We start from the raw sequence: 18,665 nt of genomic DNA, 5'->3' as shown, positions 1-18,665 counted from the left end.
GCCATTGCGCTTCGCGTCGAACGGTTGTAAAGATTAGTCGTGAACTGGGTCGACTTCCCAAGGGCGATGGTATCGATCGCGCAGAACCGCACTCTGCCGGAGGTATTGCAGTCCATTGTAGCGGAGGTCGGTGCCTGCAAGAATGTTGTGGTCACCTGTATTTGGCTTATCGACAGGGGGGACCTGTGCGAAACCTGCCGCTTCCGTGCGAAATGTCCTGATCAATCGCGCTGCCTGCATCTCGTCGCCAGTGCAGGCAATCTGGAAGCCCACCCGCAAGACCTCACACCGACGGATATTGCGTTCGGCCGACTTCCGCTTGGGGTGCCGAAAATCGGGAAGGTGGCTGCGACGGGAGAGTCGCTGTTGCAGCCGCAGCTCAGTGACAACGAAGACTGGATATCCGATACGGACTGGTTCCGCAGTGAAGGTGTCCGTGCATTCGCCGCTCACCCACTGGTGTTTCGCGGCGAGGTGCTTGGTGTGCTGGCGGTGTTTGATCGCATGGCGCTCAACGAAGCTGATTTTGAATACCTGCGTGTCTTTGCCGATCACGCTGCCGTGAGCATCGCCAACGCCAACGCCTTCGAAGAGATCGCGCGATTGAAGGAGCGGCTCGAGGAGGAGAATGATTACCTGCGCGAGGAGGTGACCACTGCGAGTGGCACCGGCTACTTTATTGGCGAAAGCCCCGCGCTGAAGAAAGTGCTGAGGCAGATCGATCTCGTCGCGGCCACGGATGCCACCGTGCTCGTCACCGGCGAGAGTGGCACGGGCAAGGAACTGGTGGCGCGCGCGATCCACGAGCGCAGCTCCCGTCGCAATCGTCCCATGGTGAAGGCAAACTGTGCCGCGGTGCCCGAAGCATTGTTTGAGAGCGAATTCTTCGGACACGTGAGAGGAGCATTCACCGGTGCGCTGCGCGACAAACTCGGACGCTTCGAGCTGGCGGATGGCGGCACGCTCTTCCTCGACGAGATTGGCGAGATACCTTATGCGATGCAGGCGAAGCTGCTGCGCGTCCTGCAGGAGCAGGAAGTCGAGCGTGTCGGAGACACGCGATCGCGCAAAGTGAACGTGCGCATCATCGCCGCGACCAATCGTAGTCTCAAAGACGAGGTCATCGCCGGACGCTTCCGGGAGGATTTGTTTTACCGTCTCAGTGTCTTTCCCATCGAGAATCCGCCCCTGCGAGAACGACGCGAGGACATCCCGCGTCTCGCTGAACATTTCATCCACGTCTTTGCAAAGAGGCTCGGGCGCAAGCCGCCGCGACTGACTGCTGTGACCAACCGGCAGCTCGCCGCACAAGACTGGCCAGGCAACGTGCGCGAGCTTCAGAACACCATCGAACGCGCTGTCATCCTCGCTGAGAGTGGATCGCTCAGTTTCGAAGCGCCGGCACTGTCTGTGCTGCCTTCCGCCGCACCCTCTCCCGCTTTGGTCGCCGCTTCTGAGGGTTTTCTGCTTACCCGTTCTGAGTTGAAACAACGCGAACGCGAGAGCATCTCCGCGGCATTGACGCAAACGCACGGAAAAATTTTTGGGCACGATGGGGCGGCGGCTCTTCTTGGCATGAAGCCGACCACGCTCGCTTCGCGCATCAAGGCATTGGGCTTGCAGCGAAAGTGAGCGGAGGTTCGACATCTACGAGTGTCCGTATCATGCACTACTACATTTCGTGGTTTTACGAGATGTAGTAGCGGCATGCTTAAATGTCGATTGCAGTAACTGTCTCTAAAAGAACAATATACGCAATAGGGTGCCTCTTGGCACGAAGCGTGAGTAATAGGGCGGCAGGAAGTCTCGGCACAGCGCTGCGGGCTTCACCCCCGAAACCCAAACCAAATACTGACATGAATACGCTCAATGCCCCTGCATCCACCAGGAAGGTGCTCTACACGGCCAAGGTTCACACCACGGGAGGCCGCGATGGCGGCGCCTCCCGCAGCAACGATGGACGCCTGGACATCAGGCACTCCATTCCCGGCAGCAAGAATCCAGGGACCAATCCCGAGCAGCTCTTCGCGGCTGGCTGGTCGGCGTGTTTTGAAGGCGCGATCGGCATAGCCGCCCGCAAGGCGAAGGTTGCCCTGCCGGAAGACATGGCCATCGATGCCGAGGTGGACCTTACGCTTACCGATGGTGGCTACGAACTCCAGGCCCGGCTCAACGTGAGCCTTCCCGGTCTTGAACGCAGCGTCGCCCAAGCATTGGTCGATGAGGCGGAAAACACCTGTCCCTACTCGAAGGCCATCCGTGGAAACGTGGACGTCCAGATCAATCTTGTGTGACCGCACTCGCTTCAGCGGGGCGCTCAAGAGTGCGGCGCGAGCCGTATCATGGGCGTCCCCGAAGCCTGGTTTTCTTAACCGCAATCCAACTCCACCGGAAGCTTACGCTTATGTCTGATTCCAACGATACCCCTCCTGGGGTGAAGGAGAGTCCGCCGGCTCCTGCCGGTGATGCAATCACTGAAAGCCCCAACGTGGGTCCACGAAGGTGGCGCAGGCTTGCGGTGCCCCTGCTCGTCCTGGTGGTCCTGATCTTCGTCGGCATAAAAGTCGCCCGTTCATGGCATCTCGTTTCCACGGACGATGCCTATGTGAATGGCCACGTGACCTTTGTCGCTCCGCGTGTCATCGGCCAGGTGACACGGGTGCTTGTCGATGACAACAATCGCGTCAGGAAAGGCGACGTTCTGCTGGAGCTCGACCCGGAACCCTATCAGGTGCAGGTGGCGATCAAGCAGGCAGCAGTCGATGCCGCGCAAGCTGAAATCACCGTGGCTCAGGCGAACGCACGAAGCGCGGTGGGCCAATTGCGCGGCCTGCGGTTCAAGCTGGAACACTCCATCGAAGAGGTGCACAATCAGGTCGCGATCGTAAGGGCGCGTGTCGCCACCTGGGAACAGAGCAAGGCGACACTGGCACTCGCCAGGACGGAATTCGAACGCGCGAAGCAACTGCTGCCCACAAAGGCCATCAGTGTCGAGGAATTCGATCGCAAGCAGGAAGCCCTGGATGTGGCGCAGGCCTCCGTCACGCAGGCGCTTGAGAGCGTCTATCAGGCCCGCGTGGCCCTGGGGCTGGCAGCACAGCCTGCTGACGGCGCCCCGCTCACAGAAGTGCCGGACAACCTGGACCAGACCTTCTCTTCCGTGCGTGAGGCGCTCGGTGAACTGATGCAAGGGGGCGCGAAGCTGGGCATCGTCCCTTCGTCGTTCGACATGACGCCGAAGCAGTTGGTGGACGAATTTCTGCGGCGCGATCCCGGTGGCGATGTGGATCGTATTTATGCCGAGGTCGTCAAGCAGGCTCCCGAACTGAAGCAGGCCGAAGTGAAACTGGAACAGGCCCGGCGTGACCTCGACCAGGCGAAGCTCGATCTGCGTTACTGTACGATTCGCGCTGAAATCGATGGAGTCGTCACGCGGCGCAATGTCAATCCAGGCAATCATGTGCAGGTGGGCCAGTCTCTCATGGCCGTGCGCTCTCTCCGGGAAGTCTGGGTGGACGCCAACTTCAAGGAAACGCAGTTGCGCGATCTCCGGATTGGTCAGCGCGTGGAATTGAAAGTCGACATGTATGGCAGCCGCCAGACGTTTGAGGGGCGCATCTCTGGCTTCACGATGGGAACGGGCTCGACCCTCGCTCTGCTGCCGGCGCAGAATGCCACGGGCAATTTCGTGAAGGTGGTGCAACGCCTGCCCGTGCGCATCGACATCGTGGACTATGATGCGGAGAAGGTGCCGCTCTTTGTGGGACTCTCGGTCGAGCCATCGGTTGATGTGAAAAGCACTCCGACAGGGCCGAATGCGGGCAAGTTCCTCCAGGAAGTCATTCAACCCACGCCTTCCCAGCCGTGAGTACCGCATCGCCCATCGCAGCGGCCCTGCCCGCGCGAGCGACGCCACGCAGTTTCAGTCCGTGGCTCGTCGCCTTTGCTGTGGTCGTGCCCACCTTCATGGAGGTGCTGGACACCACCATTGCGAATGTCGCTCTGCGCTACATCGCTGGGGGACTCTCCGCTCCTGCATCGGACAGCGAGTGGGTCATCACCAGTTATCTTGCGGCAAATGCCATCATCCTGCCTATCTCCGGGTGGCTGGCGCTTCGGCTGGGACGCCGCACGTATTTTCTCTTGTCGATCGCCCTGTTTACCCTCGCATCCGCCTTGTGCGGCATGGCGGCGAATCTGGACATGTTGATTGCGGCGCGCGTGCTGCAGGGCCTCGCCGGTGGCGGTCTGCAGCCTTCCAGCCAGGGCGTGTTGATCGATGCGTTTCCGCCGGAAAAGCAGGGCACGGCCATGACGTTGCTTGGTATCGCCGCGTTGCTCGCTCCCGTCGTGGGTCCCACACTGGGAGGCTACATCACGGACAACTACGGCTGGCGATGGATCTTCTACCTCAACATCCCCGTCGGCATCTTTGCCCTGTGGATCTGCAACAAGGTCGTCTTTGATCCGGAGTACTTGAAGACCGAGCGTGCAGCACTGCTGCGCAAGCGCGCTCCATTTGACACCCTTGGACTTTCCCTGCTGACTCTCACCATGATTTCCTGGGAGGTGCTCCTGAGCAAGGGCCAGGAATGGGACTGGCTGGGAGATCCGTACGGGCGTGTGCAGGGATTGATGGTTCTCTTTGTGCTCGGACTGGGCAGCCTGATCTGGCGGGAGCTTCGTTTCTCCAATCCGCTCATCAACTTCCGCACCCTGGCCGACCGGAACTTTCGCTGGTCCTGCGTCATCATCTTCTGTGCCTTCGGGGTTCTCTATGCGAACACCACGACCCTCCCCGCCTTGTTGCAGACGCTCTTTGGTTATGACGCGACGACGTCCGGGATGGTGCTTTCACCTGCCGGTATTGGTGCCGTCATCACGATGATGCTGGTGGGCCTCATGCTGGCACGCGGTGCCGATGCACGCTGGTTCATTGCTGCGGGTCTGTTCACCATGGCAGCGGGAAATTTCTGGATGTCGCAGCTCACACTCGACGTCGGCCCGTGGCAGGTGGTGTGGCCCCGAGTCGTGGTCATTGCCGGGCTCTCGATGATCTTTGCGCCCTTGAACGTGGCCGCGTTTCTTCATATCCCACCCCATTTGCGCGGAGCCGCAGTGGGTCTGCTGGCACTGCTGCGCAACGAGGGCGGAAGCGTGGGAACGTCCATCGCGAAGACCATCCACGAAAGGCGTGATCAGTTCCACAGTCTCCGCCTCGGTGAGAATCTCGATCCGCTGAACCCGGCCGTGAATTCCTTCCTGTCCCAGGCCGAGGCCGGCGCGTATCAACTCAGTGGCGATCCCGTGGGCGCACAGCATGTGGCACTTCAGGCGCTGGAGAATCTGCGTCAGCAGCAGTCCTCCGCGCTGGCATTCTTCGACACCTTTGCCTTCTTCGCCGCTGTCGGCATGGCATTGATTTTCTTTGTCCTGTTGATGAGGAAATCTGTCGCCGCCAAGGGAGCGCATCTCGCGGCGGAATAAGCCATGGCAGACGTCGTCGTCACCACAATCCACCCTCGCCGTAGCTATCCAGCAGGTGCTTTCAGTAGAGGCGCCCGATGAGATGCGGACTCAGAAACGTTGGGCCTCAAACGGAATCACATCGACACGAAGAAAGAGGGCCTGGGAAAGCTCGCGGCCGTCTGGCGCAGTGGCTTCTCCTTTTTTCCATGAGCCCATCAGACGAGTGGTTCCGGAGCGGATTTTGGTCATGCTCGTGATCCCGCTGTAGTGAAATCGGGTCTTCGGCAATCCTGCGGGAATGATGGCTCCAGGGGATGGAGCGGGTTGCGGTGAGGCAATGGGCGCGGTGTCGTGATAGAACTGAAGAAGAAGCTCCACAGTCTCTCGATCCTCGGTGTTCTCCAGAGTCTCCCATTCCATCCGGGTTCCCTCGAAGGAGTTTTCGATTTCAAGGGTGACCGGTGTGTTTGCCGCGATCGCAGACTTATCGTGAACTGCCAGTGGCTTGGCGGGTGTGTCGTTGTCTTTCGCGGGCTTCGTCTCGTTCTCTTTTTCGTTGCCACTGGGGGCCACTTGTTTTTTCACGGGATCCTTCAAGAGTATCTCACCAGCGTTGTGACGGGTGGTGCCGAACTCAAGACTTGCCCTGTGGTTCAGGCGGGCTTCTGAGCGTGTCACTTCCACCACGCGTAGGGCGTTTGTCTCGATGAGCTTCTGGGCGCGGGCCCACGTCTGGGAGTGGTCCGCCTGACCTCGAGTTTGCGCGGCCAGCTCCTGAATCGCGGCACTGTCGCCCTCGATGAGGTAGGCTGTGGTGCTTGCCAGCTGGGCAGTGGGCCCGGAAACTTCCTTGATGTAGGCTTCGAGGCGCTCGTAGGAAGCATGTGTAGTCCGTACCATAAGCGAGTTGGTGGCGCTGAGGTAGGTCGCTTCGCCACTGTCCTCGGGGAAAGTGATGCCACCCACTTCCAGCTTCTCCTTCACATCGGAATCACCTTCAGGAAGTTTCAGGACTTCGGCGAAGCGAGAAGGCACTTTGTAGACGCGGCGATAGATGTCGCTGGGGTCGGGACCAGTTGAACTCGCGGCAGGAGTCGTCTTGGGCAAGGCAGGCGGCGGCCCGGCATGCTTCCTTAGAAGGTCAGCGAGGTTTGTGTTTTCAGGCGGACAAACGGGTTGGGCAATGACTTGCAGAAACGCAGCCTGCATGACGTCACCTCCGGCGAACTCAGGTTTCCCGCGGGGACGCCAGACTGTCAGGAGTCGTTGAGTTCCGACATACATGGAGACCCTGGTATTCAGCGAGGTGCCCTCATAGTCCAGCATCGGAGCTTCAATCGTGGAGTTTCCAAGAAGCCCCGTGATCTTCTCCATCCGCTCGACGGGTGGCGCGTAGTCGAAGCAAAAGTGGAAAGGCACATCGACGATCTGAAGCGTCGACTCGGAGAATTTGTCGGCAGGGTCTTCGGGATCCGCTTCCAAATGAACAGCTGACCGCGGTTCATCCCGAATAGCGAGGACGCGACCACTCGCATCTACCTGCAGCGCCTTGAGGGGGACTGATTCCTGGCCCGATCTAAGCTCGGCTTTCATTCCACAACGACTGTCCCATTGGTATCGCCCCACGCTCTTTGCCTTCCCTGTGGCCAACCATTCCGTGCAGCGTTTCCAGTCCAGGGTGTGGTCGGAAAGGCCGGTGGTCTCTTCCACCAGGCTGCGGATGGAGGCGGTGTCTGCCTGCACCACATGCACTACGAAAGTAAGGTCGTGGGGAATTTTGGAGTTCAGCCACTTCATGACCGGTTCCAACTCCCCCAGAGCATCCTTTGTGGTTCTCACCGCGAGGGTGGAGGTTCGCGCATCGTAGAGGAAGGCGTGGTCGCGAAGTCCCGGGGCGCCGAGTGAGTCCAAGATGCGCGCCAGCACCGTGGAGGTTCGCTCGATGTGCGCGGCCCATTCTTTCTCAGATGCGTCTGCCGACGGAAGCGCCAGAAACTCATGAGGCGATATCGGAAAGTCCGAAAGGACTGGAGCCTTCGTGCCGGGTGGGGAGGGTGGAATGCTTTCCCCGATGGCGAGCGGCAGAATATTCCGAAGAGAAAGAGGCTCCACCCGGTAGGTGCGAATGACCCATGGGCTTCCGGCCTTGTCGGCTGCATCTGCTTGGGGCTGCTGGGCACCGGCACTCACGCTCCACGCCGCATACGCGGAAGCAATCAAGAGGAGATAGAAGGTCTTCATGGGTCCAAGGCGCAGTCCGTATCCAAGGGAAAGCATCTTGAGGGACACCGGGCAGGGACGGCAAGCATCGAGTTGAGCGACCTGTTGGTGTGATCGGGCAAGTTTCCGCCACACGAAAGAGGCGTTTCACCCGAGCGCTGACCCGCTGCACCCGTGCAGGCAGGGTCCTACTCCCGTGCCCCAAACGGAAGCACGTCCATGCGGAGAAAGAAGGCTTGGGAAATATCCCGCCCCTCACGTGCGGGTGCTCCTTCGACTTTCCAGGTGCCCATCAAGCGGGGAATGCCTGGCAGTAGCGTGGACATGGAGAGGATACGGGCGCAGTGGAACTTTGCAGCCGGCACTCCAGCCGGGATGATGGAGCCCTGGGACGAGGTGGTGGATCTGGAGACCGGCGAGGCGAAGTGATGTTCGAGCAAGAAATTCACCCGCACACACCTTCCACCCTCGGCAATGACCGGGTCCCATTCCATGCTGGTGCCCACGACGCGTGATTCCACGGGAACGATTATTGGGTCGGCTCTCAAGAGGGCGGAGGCCTGCGTTGAGGCTCCATGAACCGTGGTGTTTTCACCCGGGGATTTCTTGTCGACGTTGCTCGTTGTGCCCTCGGGATTCTCGCGCTCATGGAGCACGACCTCTCCGATATTGAAGCGGCTGGTGCCGTTTTCAAAGCTTGCCCTGTCTCCGCTGCCACTCTCGCCACGGATCACTTCCACGATGCGAAGCGCACCAGATGCGGAGAGCTTCTTCACGCGCTCCCAGACTTCGGAGTGATCAGAAGTGCTTCGTGACTGTTCCGCAAGCTGCCGCACCAAAGCGCTCTCCCCTTCGATGATGTAGGCCGTGCAACCGATCTGTTGCGGAGGGAGAAGGCAGGCGGAATCCGCAAAGGTCTCGATGAGGGCGATCGATTTTGCAGTGTTCCGCACGGTGATGGAGCTCGCAATTGGATTGAATGTTGCACTGGAGCCTTCTGGGAAGGGGATGCCCTGCGCTTCCAGGATCTTCTGAACGCTGCAGATTCTTTCCGTCGGGTCCCCTGTGGCGGCGACTGCGAAGAACGTGGGGTGAACCTTGATGATTCTACTGATCAGCGCATTTGGATCGGTAGTGCTGGGCTCCGCTTCTGTCTGTTTGCCGAACGCATTGTTGGGCGGGGGAGCGGCATACTGTTGCAGCAGTGCGGAAAGGTCATGGCGGGAGCTGGCAAGCGTCAGCGGGGCTTCTGTGCGGAGGAAGGCCGCGTGCATCACGTTTCCACGGTCGTGCTCAGGCGTGCCACGTGGACGCCAAACGCCCACGAGTTTGGTCGCTCCCACTGGGAGAGTCAGCTTTGCAGACAGGCTTGCACCCTGATGGTCCTGCACCGGCACCTCGATCGTGGAGGTTCCCACCAGGCCGGCGACCTTTTCGGCTCGCTCCAATGCAGGCGCATAGTCAAAGTGGAACCGGAACGCCACTTCCAAACTCAGAGAGTCCGGACCCAACACCGGATCTACTTCGAAGGCGACGGCTGAGTGGCTTTCACCGTGAATGGCAACGACGCGACCGCTGGAGTCGACTTGCAGCTCTTTGACAGGTGTAGTTTCCAGTCCTGACTGGGTGGTGACAGGCTGCCCCGAGTGCGTGGCAAGTCGGAATTGCCCCAGAGATTTGGCCTGCCCAGCGCCAAGCAATTCCGCGCAGCGTTTCCATGTTGAGGCATGTTCCCGGCGATCATTAATTTCATCCACCAGGTTGCGAATGGTGGCCTCTTCCGCCTCGATTACTTCCATGGTGAAAATGAGGTCGCGAGGGATCGCTGAGCCCAGATTCTCCAACGTAGGCCCCAGTAGTTTCAGGTGCTCCGTCGTCGTTCTCACCACGAGGGTGGAGGATGGCGCATCGTAAAGAGCGACCATGCCAGCTGGCGACGGGGCTCCGAGCACGTCAAAGATTTTGGAAAGGGCGATGGAACTCTTCTCCAGGCAAGCTTTCCATTCCTTGTCGGACGCTCCTGTATCAGGAAGAGCCGGGACTTGGGGAGGTGTCGTGATTGGCTGGGGAACCAGAGTTGGTGACGTGTCCGGGGACGTGGATGATGGGCTGTCTGCTGGCGCAAAGGGGTCCAGAGGCGACGGAGTGATGGCGATGGGCAGCGTGGGTGGGCCGTTGAGGACGGCCAGATTCACACGGAAGGTGCGAATGACCCATTCGTTGCTTGATTCGTCTTTCGCGCCGGCCGTGGCAATCCAGGCGGCCCCGATGAAAACGAACAGGAGAAGGCGGGAAGACTTCATGTGACCAAATGCAATGCTCGGATGGCGTGCATTCTGGAGGGGAATGAATGACGACTGCAAGCCCGGAGATATGGGAGTCCCTTCAAAGCGGCAGGGATGGTGTGGCAGGCGGTTTCATCACACTCCGTCACACGAAAGAGGCTTGTCACCCGAGCGCATGCCGGGCCACAATACAGGTCCCCGAGGCTTCGGGCTCTTCGAGATGAAAGCGATCCAGATCCACATTCCGGCGATGTTTTTCCTATTGGCGTTGGGCTTGTGCCTGCCGGCTATGCGGGTGCAGGCTCAGGCAGCACCCACTTCGCCACCACCCACACTCGCCGCCGCTATTCAGCATCTGCTTTCCGTAGTGGCACCGGAGCCGGGGGCGGAGGCGAAGACGTTTACCACCACGCTCAAGGTGGTGAAGGCGGAGGGATTGCCGAAGGAATTGGAGGGGAAGGAGGCGAGGATCGCGTATCAGGCGCCGGATCGGTTTTTCTTCGAAGTGGAGGTGAAAGGGGATACGCTCTCGGCGGGCTCGAACGGCACTCAGCTCTGGATGCATTCGGCCAAGAAGAAGTTTGGTCTGGTGGGTTCGCCGGAGGCGCCGCGCTTCCGCACAGACGCGGGCAAGGTGGATGGGACGAAGTTGCCTCCCATCAAACTGCCCATCGCTCGTGAGCAACTGCTGCTGCTGCCGTTGCTGTGCACCATCGAGACGGCGTCAGATGAAGCGGTGCAGGGAGAGACATGCAGCGTGGTGAAACTCGTGCCACGGCCGGAGGCGCAGAAGGCGATGAAGCTGCCGGACATCGCGGTGACCTTCTGGGTGCGCAAGAGCGACTCCGTACCACTGCGCATGGGTTTTGCCGATGGAAAGGGCAAGGAAGTAGTGCTGGAACTGGTGAATCCAGATCTCGAGCCTGCGTGGGCGGATTCACAGTGGCAATTGCAGCCGGGTGAGGGTGAAAAAGTAGAGACGGTGGCGCTCAGTCACCTCACGCGTTTTGCCTCCTCCGCACTCAGCAGCTTGGGACAGAAGCTGCCAACGCTCGGCCCGGTAACTGGTGAGCGCAAGGTGGTGGCACGCCATGGCAAGGGACGGCTGGAGACACGTGACGGCACACGTGTGTTGTATCTCAAGGGGACGCCGGAGGAGATGGGCGAGCAGCATGGCACGCTCATGAAGAAAGAGGTGCGGCACCTCGTGGACCGCATCCTGTACGGTGTGGGTGTGGGCAGTTCGTTTGCGAAAGGCACTTGGTTCTTCGGCGAAATCGAATCGGCACAGGCACGGTTGCAGCCGTTCGTCAGTGAGGCGCACCTGCGTGAGATGGATGCTCTCGCCGCGGCAGCCGGTGTGCGTGTGGAAGAGGCGCGACTGGCGAACTTCTTCCCGGAACTTTTCCACTGCAGCGGCTTTGCCATTTATGGCGACGCCACCGCTGGCGGTCACATGTACCACGGTCGCATCCTGGACTACATGAAGGGCGTGGGTCTGGAGCAGAATGCGTGTGTCATCGTCATGCAGCCGGAAGGCGCACATGCGTGGGTGAATCTCGGCTACGCAGGATTCCTCGGCACGGTGACGGCGATGAATGAGAAACAAATCTCCATCGGCGAGATGGGCGGCAAGGGCGAGGGTAACTGGGACGGCAAACCCATGGCCCAACTCCTGCGCGAAGTGATGGAGCAGGCGGATACGCTGGATGAAGCCGTGGAGATCATGCGCCGCGGCCCCCGCACGTGTGAGTACTACTATGTCATCTCTGATGGCAAAACGAAGCGCGCTGTCGGTATCGCCGCCACCCCGACTACCTTCGAAACCATCTGGGCCGGCGACACCCATCCGAAGCTGCCCCACGCCATGAAGGACACCGTCCTCATGTCCGCCGGCGATCGTTATGAAGCCCTCACCGAGCGCGTGAAGAACGGCTACGGAAAGTTCGAAATGGAATCCGCCCGCGACCTCATGACCCGTCCCGTGTGCATGACCTCCAACATCCAGTCCGTCCTCTTCGCCCCCGAGACCCTGGACTTCTGGGTGGCGAATGCCGACGGCGAAAACGTTGCCAGCCACACGCGGTACACGCACTACAATCTCAAAGAACTGCTGCAACCCGAGGGCGTGGCGGGGGAGTAGTTGGGTGGAAGAACGTGCTGAGAGAGGTGAAACGCAACGCAGCAAAGCAGCCCAAGATTGAAACGGACCATGCACAGCTTCTTGAGTGGATTTGGCAGGGCAACAGCCATGGGAGCGCTCGGCCCCTGCGCAGTGGTGATGTTGTTCGCGGTACAGATGTCCATCATGGCAGAAGAACCTGCCAAGGCGCCCGGAAGATGGGTGCTCCGAACCTTTTCACTCGCGGTCCCGCTCGAGACACATGTGCGATCATCGGAGGGTCAACCATTGTCCATGGGCGAGCTGCCGGACGCCTCTGCAGGCAAAGCTGAGTGGGAAGCGCATGCGAAGGTGTCCCATAAGGTGGTGTCCCGTCTGCTTGCCGAGAAGGGAATCCCGATAACCCCTGGCAGTACGACCCTCTACGATCCGAAGAGTGGCACGCTAAGCATTCATAGTCCGAGTCATTGCACGGATCTGATCGAGTCTTACTCCGAGCAGCTCGTAAGCATGAGTCCGCGACATCTGGAGCTTTCTCTTGAGGTGGTCGAGACTGGCGAGGAGCAGGTAGGGAAGTTGCTGAAGCGTGCCCAGATGAAGGCAGACCATGCTGACTTGCTTGCTCAGCTAAAAACAGCGACGCCAGCAAATGCCCTGGTTCCGACGCAGAACCTGGGCGCGCTTCGTTTGGCGACCACCAGTGGTCATTGGGCCAAGGCCGAACAGGTGGTGTGGTCAGGGGAAGAGAAGCCTGCCGGAGACATTGCCAGCCACCCGGAGGGGTTGCGCTTTCGAGCCAAGCCCGTCATCCATGCAGATGGTATATCCGTTGATTTGGATTACGAGTTTGAGTACGGCCCGAGAAGTGGGGGAGTTGACACAAGGGAGAAGACACACGCTCCGGGAATGACCTTGAAGTCTTCAGTTTCCCTTGTGGAGGGAGCTACCAAGTTGCTGGGAGTCTGGCGGGCGCCGCAGGCGGGTGCGGGTGATGGACCTGAGAATACGCGGATGCGCGCAGCGTTCCTGAAAACGGAGATGGTGGTGTTGAAGCACGACGTCAATCCCCTGGTCGAAACCAAACTGCGCGAACTCGTAGGAGTTCCTCTTGGCGCGAAGGAAGAGGAAGTTGCTCGTCTACCAGAACGGCCTGGCTTCCAGACCCGCACGTATATCGTGCCCCGCAATGCCATAGAGGTGGGATACCTTCGGTTTAATGGCGAACTGAGATTCAATGCAAACGCGGTGAAGCATATCGATGAGCCCCGGGAGCCGTTGGATCCATTTGCACCAACCGATCCTGAGCGCTCCTCCAGGGAGACCGAGAACCAATCGGCAGATCCTTTTGGCACGCCAGCCTCCGACCGGCCCTCTGGTGAAACAGCGATCTACGCGCGGGATCAAGATATGCTGCCGTACACGTCGAAGCTTTCCATGCCCGAGGGTAGCGCCGTCAATCACATTCCAAAGACTTCCTCGGTCGTCCTGATACACAATGCGGAGGGCTTGCAGCGGTTCGCTGAGTGGGTCGACATCATGTGGGCACGGATGCCGCGCACGCTGGTTTACAATGTCGAAGTCATCGAAGCTGAAGCCTCCGTGTTACAGAAAATCTCTGACGTCATTGCCGGAGGCGAGGGGCACAAACGCGCACGGGACATGCTTGAGAAGCTCCTGGAAAACCGGATGGCCCAAGTGGTGGAGCGGCATCGCCTGGAAACCATCAGTGGCAAGCCGTGCGAGCTTCGTGCGCTGGATGCGCACACCGGGCGCTTTGAACTCAAGCTGACAGGCACGCCCTCCCCCGATGAGCAGACCATAGATCTGGAAATGACCTTCAGCCAGGGCAAGGGAACCAGCATGAACATCAGCAGCGCCAGCCGCTTGATCCTCGGCGTGCCCCGCATGGTAGCCCTGTGGAGACCTTCGGGTGAGGGCGATGAAAAGAAGAACGTGCTGCGCGCGGCCTTTATAAATGCGCACACCGTCCCCGTGGAGCAGCCCGGCAGGGTGGATGGAGTGATGAAGGATGGCGTTTCGTCGTTGCAGACGAAATAGGGCGGCTGTGCCCTTGGCGACGCGTCGTGTCCGGGCATCTCGCACCCTGCTGGAGAACACCCCGCTTTCTGGCAGGAGCCTCGCTTGTACCCTGCCACCCGCCGGACCGCCCGGTCGACACATCACCGTGCAAAAATACCAGAAAGACGGAAGCCCCCTCTTCGTTTTCACGGCGCGCAACCCCCACGGGCGCAGAGGACTGGCTGGCGTGAAGAACGTCGCTGCTGCTCCTCCTGCCGCTTCCAAGGGAGGCGTACCTGATTCGATTCGACCGATTTACCCTGTAGGAGCCTGACCAACAGCATTACCACCACGCACGCAGTTTCAGACACCGCCCCACCTTAACCCTGACATGAGAAAGATCCGTTACCCCAAGGCCCTGCGCAACGCCCTCACGGCGAGCGCGGTGCTTGCCTTCGCCTGCTCCCTGAATGCGGCGAAGCCTGATGCTTCGGCCCCGACCGCCAAGGACGACGTCAAGCCGGCTACCCCCGCTCCCGCGACCGCCACGGCGGGGGCCAGGGCCAAATCTCCCGAAGCCAAGCCCAAGAAGAAGGAAAAGGGCGCCAAGGCTGCGCAACGTCGCGAGGCTGGCCAGACTCTGACGGATCACCTCAAGACCCCGCCTTCCATTTCCGCCAAGTCCACGGTGAAGCCGGAGGTCAATGCGACGGCCGCGAAGATCGATGCACTGGTGAGCGCCAAGCTGGCTGCCGAGAAGATTCAGCCGAACGCGGAGATCACGGACGAGACCTTCGTGCGCCGCATTTATTTGGACATCGCCGGTCGCGTGCCCACCAAGGCGGAGACGGAAACCTTCCTGCAATCCAAGGAAACCGACAAGCGTGCCAAGCTCATCGACAGGCTCTTGGCGAGCGACGGGTACGTGCAGAACTTCTTCAACTTCTGGGCGGACGTGCTGCGCGTGAAGACCGGCATCCTCCCCGGCGGCCAGGGCCGCGACACCGGCAATGCGTACATCAAGTACGTGAAGGACTCCCTGCGCGTGAACAAGCCCTACGACCGCATGGTGCGTGAGCTCCTCACGGCGGATGGCTCCAGCTACGAGAACGGCGCCATCGGCTACTACATGCGCGACTACAACATGCCGCTGGATAACATGGCGGTGACGACCCAGATCTTCCTGGGTACGCAGATGGTGTGCGCGCAGTGCCACAACCACCCCTTCGACAAGTGGAGCCAGATGGACTACTACCAGATGGCCGCCCACAGCAACGGCATGACCGGCGTGAACAACCTCGCCAACCAGGCGGACGTGGAGCGCTTCATGACCACCCAGGGCATCAAGGGCGAAGAGCGCCGCCCCATGAACAAGGCCATCACAGAAATCATCTTCCGCCTGCGCTTCAACCACGTGTATGCACTGGACCGCACCCTGCGCCTGCCGGGCGACTACCAGTATAAGGACGCCCAGCCCAAGGCTGCGATTGAGCCCATGATTCCCGCCTCCTTCTCCAAGGACGGCAAGATCGCGAAGGAGGGTGAGGCACCCATCCTGGCGTATTCGCAGTGGATGACGGCGAAGGAGAACCCGCGCTTCACCCTCGTGGTGGCGAACCGCCTCTGGAAGAAGGTCTTTGGCATGGGCGTCATTGACCCGGTGGACGAGCTGACCGACTCCACTGTTCCCAGCAACCCCCAGCTCATGGAGTTCCTGGAGCAGACCATGAAGGACGTGGACTACGACATGAAGTCGTATCTGCGCATCCTCTTTAATACGAAGACCTATCAGCGCGCCGCTTTCGGTCAGGACGTGGAGCTGGGCGCTGCCTACCACTTCCCGGGACCGCTCCTGCGTCGCATGACGGCCGAGCAGATCTGGGACTCGCTGGTGACCCTCATGAAGGACAATCCGGATGAGGCCAGCCACGACACCTACCTGGAAACCATGCGTGGCCTCACCCGCATCGAGTGGATGGACCGCACCGTGACCGCGTTGACCCCGGCTGAGCTCATCGAAGGCGCCAAGAAGGTGTCCGAATACACGAAGGAACTCACTGCTGACGTGCAGGCCAAGACCGCCGCACTGAAGGAGAGCAAGGACGAGGAGGCAATCCGCGCCGCGAAGGACGCTGCCAAGACCCAACGCGCGAAGATCTACGCCAAGGCGGATGAAATCGTCTTCGAAGAGGGCTTTCAGAAGCTGGCCAAGCTCGGCCAGGACGACAAGGCCGCTCTTGCGAAGAAGACCGACGCCCAGTTTGCCAATCAAGTGGCGGAGGCGGTGAAGCACTTCGGTCGCGTCCCCACCATGGAGGAGGCCATCGGCTATGTCCTCAAGGAACAGCGTGACGCCGTGGTGAATGCGACCAAAGAACGTCGCGAGCGCGAGATGGCCGAGTGGCGCGTGACGAAGGGTCCGTCTCGACAGGCCTTCAATGCCTTCGCCGACTATCGCGATCGCAATATGCTGCGCGCTTCCGACCTGCGTAATCCTGCGCCGAACGGCCACTTCCTGCGCCTCTACGGCCAGAGCGACCGCGAGGTGGTGGACAATGCGAACCGCGACGCCAGCGTGATGCAGGCGCTCACCATGATGAATGGCTCGCTCTTCCGCAATCTCACCAGCCCCTACTCGGTCATCAGCCGGAACATGGTGAAGAGTGCGAATCGCGATGAAGTCATCGACACCGTATACCTCAGCCTGCTCTCCCGTAAGGCGAGCCAGGAAGAGAAGGCGATGCTGGGCCCGATTCTGGAAGAAGGCAAAGGCGCGGAAGGCCGCGGCGACCTGCTGTGGACCGTGCTGAACACGCGGCAGTTCCTCTTCATCGAGTAGCCGCTTCCCGACCTCGCAGCAGACCATTCACCTTTCCGAACGCAACTCTACTTCTTTCCTGAAATGAACGCATTCATCAACTCCACCGATGGCTCCTCACGCCGCCAGTTCATCAGCGGTGCGGCGAAGACCTTCCTCGGCGTGGGCCTCATGAGCCAGATGCAGGGCAAGGGCCTTCTCGCCGCTGGCGCTGGAGCCAGCCCGCTGAAGCAGGTCGCCACCGCGCGCAATGTCATCTACCTCTACATGACGGGCGGCATGAGCCACCTCGATACGTTCGACCCACGTCCGGATAACAAGGAGGTGAACGGTGAGACGGAAGTCATCAAGACGAACGCCGATGGCATCCGCATCAGCAACAGTCTTCCTCTGATGGCGCGTCAGATGGACAAGGTGGCGCTCATTCATTCACTGAACTCCACGCAGGGCGCGCATGAGCAGGGGAACTACTACATGCACACCAGCTACACGCTGCGCTCCAGCATCCGCCACCCTGCCATGGGTGCGTGGCTGCAGAAGTTCCAGGAGCGTGGCAATCCGAGCCTGCCTGGCAGCGTGATGATTGGCAATGACAGCCGCCACCCTGGCGCCGGCTTCTTCGAGGCGAAGTTCTCACCGCTCATGGTGAACAATCCCGAAGACGGCGTGGCCAACAGCAAGCTGAACAAGTGGTTCGCCGACAGCGACGATCGCTTCAACAGCCGCCTCGCCATCGCGCACAAGCTGGATGTGGGCTTCGCGGAGAAGTACAATGTGAAGAACGTGCGCGCGTATTCGGACATGTATGACGACGCCGTGCGCATGATGAAGAGCGAAGAGCTGAAGGCCTTCGACCTCAGCAGCGAAGATGACAAACTTCGTGCGCGCTATGGACGCGACTCCTCCTTCGGCCAGGGCTGCCTTCTGGCGCGCCGCCTGGTCGAGCATGGTGTGCGTCATGTGGAAGTCTCCTTCGGCAACTGGGATACCCACAATGCGAACTTCATCCGCGTGCCTGAGTTGTGTGATGAACTGGACGCTGGCCTGAGCACCTTGCTGCAGGACCTTGAGTCCCGTGGTCTGTTGCAGGAAACGCTCGTGGTACTGGCCACCGAGTTCGGCCGCACCCCCGAAATCAATCAGAACGACGGACGCGATCACCACCCCAAAGCCTTCACCTGCCTCATGGCGGGTGGCGGTATTCGTGGTGGCCAGGCCTTCGGCAAGAAGGACGAGAAGGGCTTCGAGGTCGTGGAAAACAAGGTCAACATCCCTGACTTCAACGCCACCGTGGCCTACGCGCTGGGCATCCCGCTGGACACGGTTCTTTATTCTCCGAGCAAGCGCCCCTTCACCGTGGCGGACAAGGGACAGCCGATCACGCAGATCTTTGGGTGATTGCTTAGCTCTGCGAGTGAATGGCAACCACCCGCCATGCGTGCGGGTGGTTGCGTTGAGTAGCACAGGGCGCGAAAGACCGGGCACAGGAGCGTGGACACTCTTGTCCGCTGCCCCTGATTCAAGACTTTCTGTTGTCCGACGGGCAAGGCCACATGCCACCAGCTGCTCCAGAGGCGTCGCTAGGGGCTTCCGCACGAAAGCGGTCGCTGCGCTACAGAACGGCGGACAAGAGTGTCCACGCTCCTTTGAATGCCCCCAATTCTTGGGGGCAGGCGCACCTCTGAAGTGGATTTTGGATAGGTCTTGGTGCGCTGCCCGGAGCGGTTCCGCG

The 18,665-nt window shown here is 60.2% G+C and carries 10 protein-coding genes; 8 read left to right on the top strand and 2 right to left on the bottom strand.

Annotated elements, in window-relative coordinates:
• The first annotated feature begins 66 nt into the window (after positions 1-66).
• The 4 genes from G5S37_RS29460 to G5S37_RS29445 all read left to right on the top strand — a co-directional run bounded on the left by G5S37_RS29460 (position 67) and on the right by G5S37_RS29445 (position 5,487).
• Positions 67-1,632, top strand: coding sequence for a sigma 54-interacting transcriptional regulator (locus tag G5S37_RS29460; RefSeq protein WP_165212010.1), 1,566 nt, complete (start codon positions 67-69; stop codon positions 1,630-1,632).
• A 224-nt stretch (positions 1,633-1,856) separates the two neighbouring features.
• On the top strand, positions 1,857-2,294 hold the full coding sequence (locus tag G5S37_RS29455) for an organic hydroperoxide resistance protein (RefSeq protein ID WP_165209703.1): 438 nt from the start codon (positions 1,857-1,859) through the stop codon (positions 2,292-2,294).
• A gap of 110 nt (positions 2,295-2,404) precedes the next feature.
• Positions 2,405-3,868 (top strand): HlyD family secretion protein, encoded by a 1,464-nt coding sequence (locus tag G5S37_RS29450; RefSeq protein ID WP_165209700.1) that lies wholly within the window; start codon positions 2,405-2,407, stop codon positions 3,866-3,868.
• Positions 3,865-5,487 carry a DHA2 family efflux MFS transporter permease subunit gene (locus tag G5S37_RS29445; RefSeq protein WP_165209697.1) on the top strand — a complete coding sequence of 541 codons (1,623 nt, stop codon included), beginning with the start codon at positions 3,865-3,867 and terminating at the stop codon, positions 5,485-5,487. The genes G5S37_RS29450 and G5S37_RS29445 overlap by 4 nt, the downstream gene beginning before the upstream one ends.
• A 90-nt stretch (positions 5,488-5,577) precedes the next feature.
• Here the strand turns inward: G5S37_RS29445 and G5S37_RS29440 are convergent, their stop codons facing one another.
• Positions 5,578-7,710 carry a hypothetical protein gene (locus G5S37_RS29440; RefSeq protein ID WP_165209694.1) on the bottom strand — a complete coding sequence of 711 codons (2,133 nt, stop codon included), beginning with the start codon at positions 7,708-7,710 and terminating at the stop codon, positions 5,578-5,580.
• A 167-nt stretch (positions 7,711-7,877) separates the two neighbouring features.
• A complete protein-coding gene (locus G5S37_RS29435) occupies positions 7,878-9,992 on the bottom strand; it encodes a hypothetical protein (protein WP_165209691.1) in 2,115 nt (704 codons plus the stop codon).
• 202 nt (positions 9,993-10,194) lie between these two features.
• Here G5S37_RS29435 and G5S37_RS29430 point away from each other — a divergent pair, with 202 nt between their 5' ends.
• The 4 genes from G5S37_RS29430 to G5S37_RS29415 all read left to right on the top strand — a co-directional run bounded on the left by G5S37_RS29430 (position 10,195) and on the right by G5S37_RS29415 (position 18,331).
• Positions 10,195-12,117, top strand: coding sequence for a C45 family peptidase (locus G5S37_RS29430; protein ID WP_165209688.1), 1,923 nt, complete (start codon positions 10,195-10,197; stop codon positions 12,115-12,117).
• Positions 12,118-12,390: 273 nt separating this feature from the next.
• The gene (locus G5S37_RS29425) at positions 12,391-14,154 is read left to right on the top strand and encodes a hypothetical protein (protein WP_165209686.1); all 1,764 of its coding nucleotides are present in this window, start codon (positions 12,391-12,393) and stop codon (positions 14,152-14,154) included.
• 352 nt (positions 14,155-14,506) lie between these two features.
• On the top strand, positions 14,507-16,954 hold the full coding sequence (locus tag G5S37_RS29420) for a DUF1549 domain-containing protein (protein WP_165209683.1): 2,448 nt from the start codon (positions 14,507-14,509) through the stop codon (positions 16,952-16,954).
• 63 nt (positions 16,955-17,017) lie between these two features.
• On the top strand, positions 17,018-18,331 hold the full coding sequence (locus G5S37_RS29415; RefSeq protein ID WP_165209680.1) for a DUF1501 domain-containing protein: 1,314 nt from the start codon (positions 17,018-17,020) through the stop codon (positions 18,329-18,331).
• Positions 18,332-18,665: the final 334 nt, after the last annotated feature.

Source organism: Roseimicrobium sp. ORNL1, assembly GCF_011044495.1.
Lineage (GTDB): Bacteria > Verrucomicrobiota > Verrucomicrobiia > Verrucomicrobiales > Verrucomicrobiaceae > Roseimicrobium.
Note: the sequence above shows the minus strand (reverse complement) of the source record. Positions and strands in the feature narration are given on the sequence as shown.